Source organism: Vibrio sp. A11 (genome assembly GCF_013048705.1).
In the GTDB taxonomy this organism is placed as follows: Bacteria; Pseudomonadota; Gammaproteobacteria; order Enterobacterales; family Vibrionaceae; genus Vibrio; species Vibrio metschnikovii.
The window spans coordinates 56,685-70,084 of sequence record NZ_VHSI01000016.1 but is presented as its reverse complement, the minus strand read 5'-3'; the positions used below and the strand labels follow the sequence as shown (position 1 = coordinate 70,084).

Sequence of the window (13,400 nt, the reverse complement as noted above, 5' to 3'; positions counted from 1 at the left end):
GAATCTGTTGGGCGGATTAATCGCGTACTGCTTGAGGGATAAAAAGCCCAGTCTAGATCTAACAGCTCAAGAGTTTGAGCTGTTAGAGAGTAATTGCTTAGTTCTGGCTTAACCAGATCTCAGGTTAGTTTGTTATCGACAGTATTCGTTGACGTAGCCGTAACGCATATAGGTAGCCAAGCAAACCGCCCATAATATTGCCTAAAGCGATGCCGATAAACAATCCGATCACACCATACCAATACGCCCCAAGCCAAGCCGCAGGTAAAGTAAAGATGAAAAGACGCATTACGCTCCATTGAAATGCTTTTAGCGGTTGATGAAGGGCGTTCAACGCCGAAACCAACATCATCACGATACCTTGAAAGCCATAACTGATAGGGACAATCAGTAAGTAGTACCACAGTAAGTCACGCACGCTTTGCTCTTGTGAAAACAATGCCGCTAGCGGAATGCTCAATGGCACCATCATGATAAAAATCAAGAACTGAAAAACCACGGCAAAACGCAGGCCAACAAATAACCCTTCAAAGCTGCGCTGTGGATTATCGGCCCCTAAGTTTTGTGCCATGAATGGCGTTAAGGCAGAAGTGAGCGACATTAATACCAAGATTAAAATCGATTCAATACGCTGTGCGGCACCATAAGCCGCGACGGCTGCGGTGCCATGTTGGGAAAGCATGATCATTAACACGGCACCACATAATGGATTCATCGCACTCGATAGCGCCGCTGGGGTGCCAATGGTTAAAATTTGTCGCCAGTCACGATTAAGCATTTTCAAATTAGCTCGAGCAAGCAGCTTGTCACGTCGAGCTAAAATATACAGTGAGCCGATTAGCGCGCCGAGCCAAGAGCAGGCGCTGGCAATCGCTGCCCCTTGTATGCCTAATTCTGGAAAGGGGCCATAGCCAAAAATCAATAATGGATCGAGTACGCCATTGATGACTCCCGCCAATAACATGATTTTGGCGGGAGTTTTAGTGTCTCCGGTAGCGCGAATGGCGCTATTGCCCGCCATGGGGATCACCAGTAAAGGAATGGTCAGATACCAAATTTGCATATACTGGTTAATCAAGGGGAGCAGTTCAGCTTGTGCGCCGAGTAAACGAAATAGTGGGTCGATAGTAAGAACACCGATGAAGGAGGCGCACAGTACCAGGACCACGGCCAATAACAAACCATGGCTAGTCAGGCGCGCCGCTTGCTTGGTTTCTCCTTGACCTAATAAACGGCCAATACAGGTAGAGAGTCCAACGCCAATCCCCATGGTGATACAGTTGACGGCGAAGGTGACCGGAAAGGTGTAGCTGATGGCGGCTAGTGCTTGAGTACCGAGCAACGAAATAAAAAAGGTATCGACTAAGTTAAACAGTAAGATAGCGATCATCCCTACCGTCATTGGCAGCGTCATTTGGCGCAGTACTTGGGGGATAGGGGCGGACAACAAGCCGTGTTTATCGTGCATGGTGAATCAGCGAATAGAAAGTGCAAGAGGGGCTAGGATACTCTATATCAGGATCGGGTACTAGCGATGAACTTGGCGATAAAAATAAGGCCAGCATGGCTGGCCTTGAGATAACTTATTGATAATCGTTAAGCATTTTTCATTTTAGCGGCTGCTTTCGCGATTGCAGCAAAGCTCTTCGCATCCAGTGCCGCACCGCCAACTAAAGCGCCATCAATGTCTGGTTGTGAGAAGTAAGCTTCTGCATTTTCTGCTTTCACTGAGCCACCGTATTGAATGATCACCTGCTCGGCAACGGCAGGGCTTTTCGCGGCGATGTGAGCACGAATAGAAGCATGGATACGCTGTGCGTCATCCGCTGTTGCTGCTTTACCAGTACCGATTGCCCAGATGGGTTCATAAGCGATGATCGCATCGTTTAGTGCTTCTACGCCGTAAGCATTGATCACGGCATCAATTTGGCGCGCACAAACCGCTTCGGTTTCGCCTGCTTCATTTTGTGCTTCTGATTCACCGATACAGAACACTGGTGTTAGACCGTTCTCTTTTAAGAATGCAAATTTCTTAGCGACAAATTCGTCAGATTCATGATGGTATTGACGACGCTCAGAGTGACCAATGATGATGTGAGTGGCGCCGAAGTCTTTTAACATCGCTGGAGACATATCACCGGTAAAAGCACCGCTGTTATTTAGGTCAGTATTTTGTGCACCAAGAATGATTTTGTTGCCACCTTGTTTGATTAAACGCTCAGCAAGATCGAGGTATAGCGCTGGTGGAGCGACAGCCACATCAACACCGTTTACACCTTCTAGCTCAGCATTCAGGCCATTCAGTAGCTCAGTCACCATAGTTTTGCTACCGTTAAGTTTCCAGTTACCCATCACAACAGGACGACGCATAGGAATATCTCCAATTTAATTGATAAAAAAAGAACGACTGGCAAAGAATATAACAGATAAAAGCGCATAGATCATGATTAGGGTCATGACTTTCTTGGATCCTCTTTTCTGTCTTGCCCATAGTGCGTTAAGCTGACGAGAGTGATATTAAGGGGAATCATTTTTGCTATCGTGGCAAATGAATCATCGAGAGTGATAGACAGGGAGTTTTCATGCCAAATTTAGTCTTAGAGTATTCAAATTCTGTTGAGGAACGAGTCAACATCCAAGGATTACTGGAAGATTTACATCAAGTAGCGATAGACAGTGGGTTATTTGAAACCGCCTCGATCAAATCTCGCACTTTGCGTTGTCATCATTGGTTGATTGGTGAACAGGGCGATAGTGTCGACTTTATCCATCTCAGCTTTGAATTACTCGATGGACGCAGTGGCCAACAAAAACGTGAGCTTTCTCGCCAGTTAATGGCCGTACTCGCTGAGCAAGCGAGTCAGGTTCATTCATTAACGATCAATGTGCGTGATATGGACAAAGATAGTTTTCAGAAAATTATTTATTGAGTGAGTAAGTAATGCCATTAACCCAATTGTTGTTTTCTTTCCATGGCCGGATTGGTCGCCAAACCTATTGGTTATGGAATCTCGGTTATTATTTGACCATTATTGTTTTCATGTTAACAGTGAGTCGCTGGTTGCCGAGCTTTGCGGCCTATCTTTGGCCATTATTACTGCTTGGGCTCTTATTGCCAGATTTAGCGGTAACCGCTAAGCGCTGGCATGATCGCGATAAGTCGAGTTTGTGGTTGTTATTGAATTTACCGTTGTTGGTCGGGCGAATGGGTATGCCTGTTGGGGAAACAACGATGGCGACCACTCCCAATTGGTGGGAAACCGCCCTTGCGTTACTTGCATTGGGCTGCGGAAGTTGGATTTTAGTCGAATGTGGTTTTCTTGCGGGTAAAGTGACCGATAATCGTTTTGGCAAATCCCCCCATACAACGAATTCCTAGCGCCAATCATCGTGGCGAGCTTGAAAAGGGATAATTTGTGCCGAGGTGGTTGGTTGGCTATCACCTTCTAAAGCACCTCGAAACTTGATCATTTGTACACTCAGTTCCTGCATCAGTTTGACATTTGCATGGTGAGGATTTTTACAGCGGCTCAGTATGCGATCAATATGGTTTTGCTGGGCGCGTAATCGCTCTTGCATGATAACGGAAGCAGAATCAATCAATTCATCACAGAGCGATTGTTTCAACGAGCTAAACGCTTCAGGATTTTGCTCTGCTAGCAATACTAACTCATCAAAAGAGGGGATAACTTGGATAGGACTGGGTGATCGAGACATTGAGTGCACCTTATCTTCTATGAGTACCATGCCATGAGGTAAATCATGGCGGATGAAGAGGTGACCCGAAAGCAAATAGCGTTGCTGAACTTGTTGGTTGGTTGAAGCTCACCACGTGTTTACTTGTTACAGGCCATGCCTCCTAATGACTTAATGATCAGTATAGATAACAGATCAAAATAATGAGAAGAGAATCACGCCATTCTCATTATTGAAACAGAAAATCGGCTACGGCGCTCAAAGATGTGCTGAGACAGGTTGGATACGATAAGCGCAGCGGTGCTGGCCTTCAATAATGTGCTCGCTACGTTCGATATGACACTCTGGGCCAAGTAGCTGCTTAAACACATTCAGTTCGGAGACGCAGAGAGCGGGGCAGCGTTTAGCCGCTCGACAGATAGGGCAGTGATTTTCAATCAATAAATAGCCCCATTCTGTACGTTCTAGTTCAGCCATATAGCCTTCTTGCTCACGCAATTTGACTAAGGTCTGTAATTTAGTTGCTAAATCATTACAGGCTATTAATGCTTGTTGGTAATGTTGCAGTGTATGCGCTTCTCGTTCAGCGGTGACTTTGGCTAAGCCATCTTGACCAAATAGATGTTCAACCGCGTCGATCATTTGAATCGTTAGCTCACCATGTCGGTCCGCAAACTGATCATGTCCTTTTTTGGTTAGCGACCAATGACGAGTCGGGCGACCGACTTTGACTTTGACATCATAGAAAATCAGGATCCCCTCATCTTCTAAGCTTTGTAAATGCTGTCGAGCCCCCATGGTGGTAATGTGCAGATCATTTGCCACTTGTTTTGCTGTGACAGCACCTTCTCGTTTGATGGTGTGTAAAATCCGCTCGATGGTCTTCATGGTTTTCCTCTTTAATTACTCTGTCTATTATGGATAAGCCTCTTAATAAAGCAAAGGATTTACAATCGCCTGAGAATAGAATCCTCACTGAACGTCGCGCTGGATGACCGTTGAGTCTGCAATTCTTGATCCTATGGATCGTTGTTGATCGATCGTTTCCTTGGGCGTTGAATCTTTTCTCGATAAATTTGTTAACTAAATCACGTTTTTTTTATTCTTCCCCCTTGGGATTGTTGGCTTTCTCCCCCACATAACAGTCACAAGCTGAGTAATCAGCCTTTTCATTAACCTCATAGAAAATAAAATCAGGAGAGACGACCGATGAACATTCGTCCATTACACGACCGAGTTATCGTTGAACGCCAAGAAGTTGAATCTAAGTCTGCTGGTGGCATTGTTCTAACGGGCTCAGCGGCAGAAAAATCCACTCGTGGCAAAGTATTAGCTGTGGGTAAAGGCCGTATCCTTGAGAATGGTTCGGTTCAAGCGCTGGATGTAAAAGTGGGTGATACTGTTATCTTCTCTGAAGGTTACGGTACCAAAACAGAAAAGATCGATGGCAAAGAAGTGTTGATTCTATCTGAAAACGACATCATGGCGATTGTCGAGTAAGAGTAAGCATTGAGTAATTTTTGCTCTGATTCAAAAACGATTGATTAAAACAGAATTAAGAAAAGGAAATGAAACATGGCTGCTAAAGACGTTAAATTTGGTAACGATGCACGCATTAAAATGCTTGAAGGCGTTAATGTTCTCGCTGACGCGGTAAAAGTGACTCTTGGCCCTAAAGGTCGTAACGTAGTATTAGACAAATCGTTTGGTGCTCCAGTTATCACTAAAGATGGTGTGTCCGTTGCGCGTGAAATTGAACTGGAAGACAAATTCCAGAACATGGGCGCACAAATGCTAAAAGAAGTCGCTTCACAAGCCAATGATGCTTCTGGTGACGGTACGACAACCGCAACCGTATTAGCACAAGCGATCATTACTGAAGGCTTGAAAGCTGTCGCTGCGGGTATGAATCCAATGGATTTGAAACGCGGTATTGATAAAGCCGTTGTTGCTGCCGTTGAAGCGTTGAAAAACCTATCAGCACCATGTGCAGACACCAAAGCCATCGCTCAAGTGGGTACTATTTCTGCAAACTCTGATTCAAGCGTGGGTAATATCATTGCTGAAGCAATGGAAAAAGTTGGCCGTGATGGCGTTATTACGGTTGAAGAAGGTCAAGGTCTACAAGATGAGCTTGATGTTGTGGAAGGTATGCAATTTGATCGCGGTTACCTATCTCCTTACTTCATTAACAACCAAGAAGCGGGTAGCGTTGACTTAGACAACCCATTCATTCTGTTGGTTGATAAGAAAATTTCTAACATCCGTGAATTACTGCCTGCGCTTGAAGGCGTCGCCAAAGCGTCTCGTCCATTACTGATTGTTGCGGAAGATGTCGAAGGCGAAGCGTTAGCCACTCTCGTTGTTAACAATATGCGTGGTATCGTTAAAGTTGCTGCGGTTAAAGCGCCTGGTTTTGGTGACCGTCGTAAATCAATGCTACAAGACATTGCTATTCTAACTGGTGGTACCGTTATCTCTGAAGAGATTGGTCTTGAACTTGAAAAAGTGACGCTGGAAGATCTTGGCCAAGCAAAACGTATTTCTATCACCAAAGAAAACACCACCATTATTGATGGTGCTGGTGAAGAAGGAGCTATCAAAGGCCGCGTAGTGCAAATTCGTCAACAAATTGAAGATGCAACATCAGATTACGACAAAGAGAAACTGCAAGAGCGCGTTGCTAAATTGGCTGGCGGTGTAGCAGTAATCAAAGTCGGCGCAACCACTGAAGTTGAAATGAAAGAGAAGAAAGACCGCGTAGAAGATGCGCTACACGCGACTCGCGCTGCGGTTGAAGAAGGTGTTGTTGCGGGTGGTGGTGTTGCACTAATTCGTGCTGCCGCTAAAGTAGCGGGCCTTGAAGGTGACAATGAAGATCAAACCGTCGGTATCCGCCTTGCGCTTCGTGCAATGGAAGCCCCTATTCGTCAAATCGTTAAAAATGCTGGCGAAGAAGATTCGGTGGTTGCTAATAATGTTCGTGCTGGTGAAGGTAACTACGGTTACAACGCTGCAACGGGTGAATATGGCGATATGATCGAGATGGGTATCTTGGATCCAACTAAAGTTACTCGTAGTGCACTACAATTCGCTGCTTCAGTTGCAGGTCTGATGATCACTACGGAAGCAATGGTGACTGAGCTACCAAAGAAAGATGGCCCAGCAATGCCTGATATGGGCGGCATGGGTGGTATGGGCGGCATGATGTGATGCGACAAGGGTCGCATTTGACCGTTCCTTGGTGTTAATCACTAAGGTGGGCAGAAATATCAGAAGATATAACTGCCCTAGCTATCACCCGAGGATGTAAAGATAGCGCTCTCCCAAGAGTTCCTCACCATTAAACCACCCGCTGGAAACAGCAGTAAGGAAACAAGTATTGAGGCAGCACCGCTGCCTCAGATTTTCACTATGATCACATACCTTTTAAAGGTGTACAACGTGAGCGGGAAACCGCAATTTAGGAAAATAAAACTTGGGACCGACATATCGGGCAATGCCCGATATGCCCTTCACTTAAAAGCACTGGCTTCTTAATAGAACTCGGTAATTTACTGTGTTTCATCACAAGAAGATGCGCTTCACGGTCAAAACGACTGAAGCTTGTGTGTTGTATTGTCTTACTTTCAGCAGCAGCCTGAACTGATAAGACCAACTTTGTAGCAAGTTGTAGCCTAGGGATAGTGCGAATCTAGTAATGGATTGGTGCGAAGCTTCCTGACAATGTACCCCCTGAAAAGGTGCAATTTCTGTGTGAGCAGAATTGTAGATATCACTAATGACAAGTGGTTGAGGGGCTAGGCTTGGTTATAGGGTTAACGTACGTGAACTGTTGATAAACAACGTCAGCCGCGTTGAGCGAAATGTCTTTGTTACGCTCTGACCAAAAGGTATGTGGACAGGTTCTTTCTTTTACATCTGGGAAGACGCTACTGTTGTGCCACCGTTGGATAGACAGAACCTAAGTAACTATTTGTACAAACACAGGAACTTGGTAAGCCCAATTATCCGCCCAAGTGGCAGGTGACTCGTAAGAGAAGCTGTTGGGTAAGTGGGTATGGGAACGATGGAAAAAGCGAATGCTTGGCTGTAATGGTCATGATAGAGGTTCAGACTTTGCTTCGACTCGAAAGAGTGCAGACTTCCATTAGGTCTTTAATCGTAAGATGGCTTGTAAAGCTGAAAGCGGGTTAATGTTATTGCGTTAACCTGAAACAATCCCCCCTAGGGTGAATGACATTTCACCCTAAGGGGGGATCTGTCTTCATTTCCCATGGGGGTAACCATGAGGAAAGCAAGATGAGTAGCACACAGTGTTTACCTGCATTCTCACACCAGAATGATGGCTGGCATGCCCTAGATTGGAAACTATGCCATCGGACAGTGAAGAAGCTACAAGTGCGGATTGCGAAAGCAACGCAAAGGAAAAATTGGCGACAAGTAAAGCAACTGCAACGAATGCTTGTGAAGTCTTTTTCTGCCAGAGCATTAGCGGTTCGAAAGGTTACTGAGAACCGTGGTAAGAAAACACCCGGTGTGGACGGAGCAATCTGGAATACACCCCAATTGAAATGGGAAGCGATACATAATCTCAGTCGTAAAGGTTACAAACCGATGCCACTAAGACGTGTTCACATTCCTAAAGCTAACGGAAAAACCCGCCCATTGGGGATACCGATCATGCGGGACAGAGCGATGCAGGCCTTGTACCTGCTAGCTTTAGAGCCCGTATCGGAAACCAGAGCGGACAGGAATAGCTATGGCTTTCGTCCTCATCGTGCTTGCGCTGATGCTATCGAACAATGTTTCGTGAATCTCAGCCGTAAGTCGAGTGCCCAATGGGTACTAGAGGGCGATATCAAAGGGTGTTTCGACCATATCAGTCATGAATGGCTTATTGCCCACGTCCCTATGGATAAAGCGATATTAAAGAAATGGCTGAAAGCCGGATTTATGGAATCCGGAAGTTGGAATCCTACTGTGGCAGGCACACCACAAGGGGGAATTATCTCTCCTGTGTTGGCCAACATGGCTTTAGATGGACTTGACGAGGTATTGGAATCTCATTTTGGGAAGAAGAACACCAAGGCGAGCTATAAGACTAAGGTCAACTATGTACGTTATGCGGATGACTTCATCATTACTGGGATCTCGCAAGAGCTGCTGGAAAATGAAGTGTTACCTATAGTTGAAGCCTTTATGGCGGAGCGTGGGTTGGCACTATCGAAGGAAAAGACGTTGATTACACATATAGAGCAAGGGTTCGATTTCCTTGGGCAAAATGTACGAAAATACAACGGTAAGATGTTAATCAAACCGTCGAAGAAAAACGTGCAGACATTGCTGAACAACATACGGGATTATCTCAATAGCAATAAAATGGCTCCAGCTCAGGCGATCATTGCCAAGCTGAATCCGATGATTCGGGGATGGTGTAACTACCATCGTTGGATTTGTGCTAGCGAGACATTTAAGTATGTGGATTACCGGATCTGGAAAATGCTTTGGAAATGGTGCCGACGCATTCATTCTAATCGCCGTAAACGCTGGATTAAGAACAAGTATTTTAAGACAGTGGGTGAAAGAAATTGGGTGTTTAGCGCACCAAAACAAAAAGGGGAAGAAGGCTACTATCGTCTGTTTTACGCAGCACGAGTGAAGATCGACAAGCATGTGAAAATTCGGGCAACAGCCAATTGTTACCTACCCGAAGACGAGCAGTATTTTGAACGTCTAAAGATGCAAAGGTTGAAGAAATCTTTGGCAGGTAACCTGAAGTTGTGGAAGATTGTTGAAAGACAAAACTTCCAGTGTGCGGTCTGTCAACAGACATTCAACTCAGAAGATGAGTGGGATATTCACCATATCATCCGACGGGTTGATGGGGGCAGCGACGACAGTTCGAACTTAATGATGTTGCATGTGAATTGTCATCGACAAATTCATGTATCTCAGTTGCCAATACCTCTTTGAAAACATCTTGGTAAAAGTTAGTTGCTGGTTTCATCCATAATGGAACTTATAAAGGCTTGAGCCGTATGCGGGGAAACTCGCACGTACGGTTCTTAGGGGGCGGTGGCGCAGTAATGCGCTGCTGCTACCCGACATGCTAGCCTAATGCGCTAATTAGTAAAAAACCGGAGTGAAAACTCCGGTTTTTTTATTGTCATCCCTAAACCACCGCCTTGGGCGGTGGTGATTGAACCTTGGGGCTATTGCCCGAAGAAGTGCCCATGTTAGAAGTAAACCTCTTATTCACCATAAGTAAGAGGAAACAAAAAACATGGGCGATTACAGAAGTTCATCACATGTCCATTGGCGTTGTAAATACCACATAGTTTGGACGCCGAAATACAGATTCAAGATCCTGAAAGGTAATGTAGGTAAGGAGCTTTATCGCTCAATCTATATTTTATGCAATATGAAAGATTGTGAGGTTTTGGAACTAAATGTTCAGCCGGATCATGTTCATCTGGTTGTGATAGTACCACCAAAAGTTTCTATCTCCACGTTGATGGGAGTGTTGAAAGGACGTTCGGCAATTCGGTTGTTTAACAAATTCCCTCACATAAGAAAGAAGCTCTGGGGGAATCATTTTTGGGCAAGAGGTTACTTTGTTGATACGGTTGGCGTAAATGAAGAAATCATCAGACGGTACGTCAGACACCAAGACAAGAAAGATCAAGAATATGAGGCGCAGTTAGAGTTGAAGATGAACTAACAGCGCGAGTATGCCCCCTTTCAGGGGGCTGTAAACCAAAGCCGCCTTCTAAGAAGGCGGATTTTTACATTTATCGAGAGTGAAATGATGCAATTAACGGCCACGAAATCGTTGATGAACACCACGGCGTAAACTTTGAAAAGTATTCTCCACTTTATCAACACCATAGAGCACTAACAAAACCAGCAGGGTAATCACCACCGATTGTACCCAATAGCCTAAGCCGATCATTAAACCGAGTGCTGCGAGCACCCAAATTACCGCGGCAGAGGTTACGCCATGAATTTTACCGTCTTGAGTCATCATTACGCCGGCCCCTAAAAAACCCACCCCAGTAATAATTTGTCCTAGTACGCGCGCTTGATCTAAGGTATTCGGCGACAAAGACACTGCCATCGCCATAAAAAAATAGGTTCCGGAGATGATCAAAATCGAGGTTCTAATCCCAACGGGTTTGCCACGAGTTTGTCGCTCAATACCGACCAGCAATCCATTAACCGCACAACAAAACAGTGCATACCAGCTGAACGGCCCTAGATCAAGTAGGGTGTCTAAAGTGAACATGTTGTCTCCAAATGTGAGCGCGCGACAAAGGCGTCAGTATGCGTGATCTTGTTTGATTAGTTAAATCATAGACTTTATTGGTTTTGATAAAAAATGTTTATACTCTTTTTATCATCATCGACCACAATCACCTCAGTGGTAACGTTTGACGGTGGTATGATGACCGATAGAGTTAGCGAATCATTCGAGGTGGAGATCTAAGGGCGTTTTGCTCGGTCGTCCACCAATTTCTCTGGTTAACTTGGGAACTAAGTAACCAGACACTTGCTCGATCAGCCCTGCGATAATCGCTCTAGCTTGCTCATCACTAACATAAAAATGCGCCGCGCCTTGCACTTTATCTAGTACATGCAAGTAATAGGGCAAAACTCCAGCATCAAATAATGCTTCACTTAATGCGACTTGTGCCGGTACTGAATCGTTGACGCCTTTTAAGAGCACGCTTTGATTGAGTAGCGTTACTTTTTCGGCCCTTAAGCGAGCCAGTTGTTGGCTCAGTTCAGCATTAATTTCATTAGCGTGATTAATATGGGTTACGAGGATCACCTGCAAACGAGTTTCGGCGCATAAGCTTACTAGTTCATCGGTAATGCGAGCGGGGATCACCACGGGTAAGCGAGAATGAATCCGTAATCGCTTAATGTGTGGGATAGCGGCAATCTGTTCGATGAGCCAGCTCAGCTCATGATCTTTTGCCATGAGTGGATCGCCACCGGAAAGGATTACTTCATTGAGCTGTCGATGTTGGGCGATGTAGTCGAGGCTTTGCTGCCACACCAATTTATTGCCTTTATTATCTTGATAAGGGAAATGGCGTCGAAAACAGTAGCGACAATTGATCGCGCAGCCACCTTTGACGATCAGTAAGCAGCGATTACGGTATTTATGCAATAACCCCGGCGTCGAGTTATTTTGTTCTTCGAGTGGATCCGTCGAGTAGCCAGGGTGAATAATAAATTCGTCACTCAATGGTAGCACTTGGCGCAAAAGGGGATCGTGAGGATTACCTTTTTCCATCCGCTCAACAAAACTCTGGGGTACTCGCTGCGCAAAAAGCGCTCTGGCTTTAAAGCCAGATTGCCAAGGCGATGGATCGATGGCTAACTGTGTGAGTAACTGCTCGGGATCGGAGATCCCATTCGCTAGCTGTTGCAGCCAGTTTTGCTCAACAGATTGGTGTTTTCGGGTTATTATATTTGGCATTGAATTTAACTCGAAGAAGGTAAGAGGAAAAAATGGCTACTGTTAGCACGAACGAATTTAAAGGCGGTCTGAAAATTATGCTTGATAATGAGCCTTGTGTCATTCTCGAAAACGAGTATGTGAAGCCAGGTAAAGGTCAAGCATTTAACCGTGTACGTATCCGTAAATTGCTTTCTGGTAAAGTGTTAGAGAAAACCTTCAAGTCAGGTGATTCTGCCGAAGTGGCTGATGTGATCGATATCGATCTGGATTACTTGTACAGCGATGGTGAATTCTATCATTTTATGAACAACGAAACGTTTGAGCAAATTGCCGCGGATGTAAAATCAGTCGGTGATAGCGCGAAATGGTTGGTTGAAAACACCAGTTGCACTTTGACATTATGGAATGGTAACCCAATCTCGGTCACGCCACCAAACTTCGTTGAATTAGAAGTCACCGAAACCGATCCTGGCCTAAAAGGCGATACGCAAGGTACTGGTGGCAAACCTGCGACTTTAGCTACTGGCGCTGTGGTTCGCGTACCTTTATTTATCGCTATTGGTGAAGTGATTAAAGTCGATACCCGCAGTGGCGAGTATGTTGGACGCGTGAAATAAGCTTCTATCCCCTTCCTACTTGAAGCTGCAGCGGTATTGGCTACGTTTGTTCACCTCAATCACATAGTTTGCCTATGCTCATGGGGATTTACTCACTTGCCGCCTACCTGCATCTTCAACTCGTTTGGGCATATCTCATCAAATAGAGATAAAAGAGCCAGCGCAATGCGCTGGCTCTTACGTTTAGTGTCCTTCCATCAGGGGTGAGCATCGATGGAAGGTTGAATGGTTAAATCAGCTTGCGTAACTAGATTAGAAAAATAAACACAACGGCTAACACAGAAATCAGCGCCGCAAATGCGTAACAAGCAATTTTTCCCGCCAAGCCAGTGTGAAATTTCAGATCGTGCATACCATGATGTAGACGGTGCATGGCATGCCACATCGGCAAAGCAAGGGTACCTATAATAAATAAAGCACCAATAATGCTGGTCGCGAAAGCAGTGACTCGCTCATAACTCATGGCTTGCGCATCGATCATACCCAGTGGAACCATGATCCCAAGCACGAGTACCGTGACTGGAGTAATCATCGCAAACCAAGTACCACCAGCACCAAATAGGCTCCACCAGATGGGTTCGTCTGAACGTTTTGGATTGGTATTCACCACAATA

Annotated in this window: 14 protein-coding genes; 7 read left to right on the top strand and 7 right to left on the bottom strand. The window is 45.3% G+C overall.

The window, feature by feature from the left end:
* Positions 1-124 precede the first annotated feature (124 nt).
* Together FKQ60_RS14795 and tpiA are read right to left on the bottom strand one after the other, a co-directional pair.
* Positions 125-1,468, bottom strand: a complete 1,344-nt coding sequence (locus FKQ60_RS14795) for an MATE family efflux transporter (RefSeq protein WP_158144623.1) — start codon at positions 1,466-1,468, stop codon at positions 125-127.
* A 128-nt stretch (positions 1,469-1,596) separates the two neighbouring features.
* Complete coding sequence (gene tpiA, locus FKQ60_RS14790; RefSeq protein ID WP_004394450.1) at positions 1,597-2,370, bottom strand: triose-phosphate isomerase; 774 nt, start codon at positions 2,368-2,370, stop codon at positions 1,597-1,599.
* 212 nt (positions 2,371-2,582) lie between these two features.
* On the opposite strand from tpiA, the gene FKQ60_RS14785 reads away from it, so the two are divergent.
* Together FKQ60_RS14785 and FKQ60_RS14780 are read left to right on the top strand one after the other, a co-directional pair.
* Entirely contained in the window at positions 2,583-2,930 is a 348-nt protein-coding gene (locus FKQ60_RS14785; RefSeq protein ID WP_154169969.1) for a 5-carboxymethyl-2-hydroxymuconate isomerase, read from the top strand.
* A gap of 11 nt (positions 2,931-2,941) precedes the next feature.
* Positions 2,942-3,379, top strand: coding sequence for a DUF805 domain-containing protein (locus FKQ60_RS14780; protein ID WP_170906681.1), 438 nt, complete (start codon positions 2,942-2,944; stop codon positions 3,377-3,379).
* On the opposite strand, the gene FKQ60_RS14775 is transcribed toward FKQ60_RS14780, so the two are convergent.
* A complete protein-coding gene (locus FKQ60_RS14775) occupies positions 3,376-3,717 on the bottom strand; it encodes a DUF3135 domain-containing protein (RefSeq protein WP_170906680.1) in 342 nt (113 codons plus the stop codon). The genes FKQ60_RS14780 and FKQ60_RS14775 overlap by 4 nt on opposite strands.
* 237 nt (positions 3,718-3,954) lie before the next feature.
* Positions 3,955-4,584: a metalloregulator ArsR/SmtB family transcription factor gene (locus FKQ60_RS14770; protein ID WP_161425801.1), complete on the bottom strand. Its 630-nt coding sequence runs from the start codon at positions 4,582-4,584 to the stop codon at positions 3,955-3,957.
* Between the two features lie 321 nt (positions 4,585-4,905).
* Between FKQ60_RS14770 and FKQ60_RS14765 the strand changes: the two genes are divergently transcribed.
* From FKQ60_RS14765 to tnpA, 4 genes are all read left to right on the top strand, one after another.
* A complete protein-coding gene (locus FKQ60_RS14765; RefSeq protein ID WP_004394454.1) occupies positions 4,906-5,196 on the top strand; it encodes a co-chaperone GroES in 291 nt (96 codons plus the stop codon).
* 75 nt (positions 5,197-5,271) lie between these two features.
* Entirely contained in the window at positions 5,272-6,909 is a 1,638-nt protein-coding gene (gene groL, locus FKQ60_RS14760) for a chaperonin GroEL (RefSeq protein WP_170904274.1), read from the top strand.
* Between the two features lie 1,089 nt (positions 6,910-7,998).
* Positions 7,999-9,672: a group II intron reverse transcriptase/maturase gene (gene ltrA / locus FKQ60_RS14755; RefSeq protein WP_148533180.1), complete on the top strand. Its 1,674-nt coding sequence runs from the start codon at positions 7,999-8,001 to the stop codon at positions 9,670-9,672.
* 310 nt (positions 9,673-9,982) lie between these two features.
* Positions 9,983-10,420, top strand: coding sequence for an IS200/IS605 family transposase (gene tnpA / locus FKQ60_RS14750; RefSeq protein WP_026028341.1), 438 nt, complete (start codon positions 9,983-9,985; stop codon positions 10,418-10,420).
* A gap of 93 nt (positions 10,421-10,513) precedes the next feature.
* Here tnpA and FKQ60_RS14745 read toward each other — a convergent pair whose 3' ends face one another.
* On the bottom strand, positions 10,514-10,984 hold the full coding sequence (locus FKQ60_RS14745) for an MgtC/SapB family protein (RefSeq protein ID WP_158138973.1): 471 nt from the start codon (positions 10,982-10,984) through the stop codon (positions 10,514-10,516).
* Positions 10,985-11,164: 180 nt separating this feature from the next.
* Positions 11,165-12,187, bottom strand: a complete 1,023-nt coding sequence (gene epmB, locus FKQ60_RS14740; protein WP_158138972.1) for an EF-P beta-lysylation protein EpmB — start codon at positions 12,185-12,187, stop codon at positions 11,165-11,167.
* Positions 12,188-12,219: 32 nt separating this feature from the next.
* Between epmB and efp the strand changes: the two genes are divergently transcribed.
* Entirely contained in the window at positions 12,220-12,786 is a 567-nt protein-coding gene (gene efp, locus FKQ60_RS14735; protein WP_004394459.1) for an elongation factor P, read from the top strand.
* Positions 12,787-13,033: 247 nt separating this feature from the next.
* On the opposite strand, the gene frdD is transcribed toward efp, so the two are convergent.
* Positions 13,034-13,396, bottom strand: a complete 363-nt coding sequence (frdD, locus tag FKQ60_RS14730; protein ID WP_158144625.1) for a fumarate reductase subunit FrdD — start codon at positions 13,394-13,396, stop codon at positions 13,034-13,036.
* Between the last annotated feature and the right edge of the window lie 4 nt (positions 13,397-13,400).

What these genes read in the sequence shown, in the direction of transcription:
- ltrA (WP_148533180.1), top strand. Translation starts at nt 7,999, where the DNA reads ATGAGTAGCACACAGTGTTTACCTGCATTCTCACACCAGAATGATGGC.
- FKQ60_RS14780 (WP_170906681.1), top strand. Translation starts at nt 2,942, where the DNA reads ATGCCATTAACCCAATTGTTGTTTTCTTTCCATGGCCGGATTGGTCGC.
- FKQ60_RS14775 (WP_170906680.1), bottom strand. Translation starts at nt 3,717, where the DNA reads ATGTCTCGATCACCCAGTCCTATCCAAGTTATCCCCTCTTTTGATGAG.
- FKQ60_RS14785 (WP_154169969.1), top strand. Translation starts at nt 2,583, where the DNA reads ATGCCAAATTTAGTCTTAGAGTATTCAAATTCTGTTGAGGAACGAGTC.
- FKQ60_RS14745 (WP_158138973.1), bottom strand. Translation starts at nt 10,984, where the DNA reads ATGTTCACTTTAGACACCCTACTTGATCTAGGGCCGTTCAGCTGGTAT.
- tnpA (WP_026028341.1), top strand. Translation starts at nt 9,983, where the DNA reads ATGGGCGATTACAGAAGTTCATCACATGTCCATTGGCGTTGTAAATAC.
- efp (WP_004394459.1), top strand. Translation starts at nt 12,220, where the DNA reads ATGGCTACTGTTAGCACGAACGAATTTAAAGGCGGTCTGAAAATTATG.
- FKQ60_RS14795 (WP_158144623.1), bottom strand. Translation starts at nt 1,468, where the DNA reads ATGCACGATAAACACGGCTTGTTGTCCGCCCCTATCCCCCAAGTACTG.
- FKQ60_RS14770 (WP_161425801.1), bottom strand. Translation starts at nt 4,584, where the DNA reads ATGAAGACCATCGAGCGGATTTTACACACCATCAAACGAGAAGGTGCT.
- tpiA (WP_004394450.1), bottom strand. Translation starts at nt 2,370, where the DNA reads ATGCGTCGTCCTGTTGTGATGGGTAACTGGAAACTTAACGGTAGCAAA.
- groL (WP_170904274.1), top strand. Translation starts at nt 5,272, where the DNA reads ATGGCTGCTAAAGACGTTAAATTTGGTAACGATGCACGCATTAAAATG.
- FKQ60_RS14765 (WP_004394454.1), top strand. Translation starts at nt 4,906, where the DNA reads ATGAACATTCGTCCATTACACGACCGAGTTATCGTTGAACGCCAAGAA.
- epmB (WP_158138972.1), bottom strand. Translation starts at nt 12,187, where the DNA reads ATGCCAAATATAATAACCCGAAAACACCAATCTGTTGAGCAAAACTGG.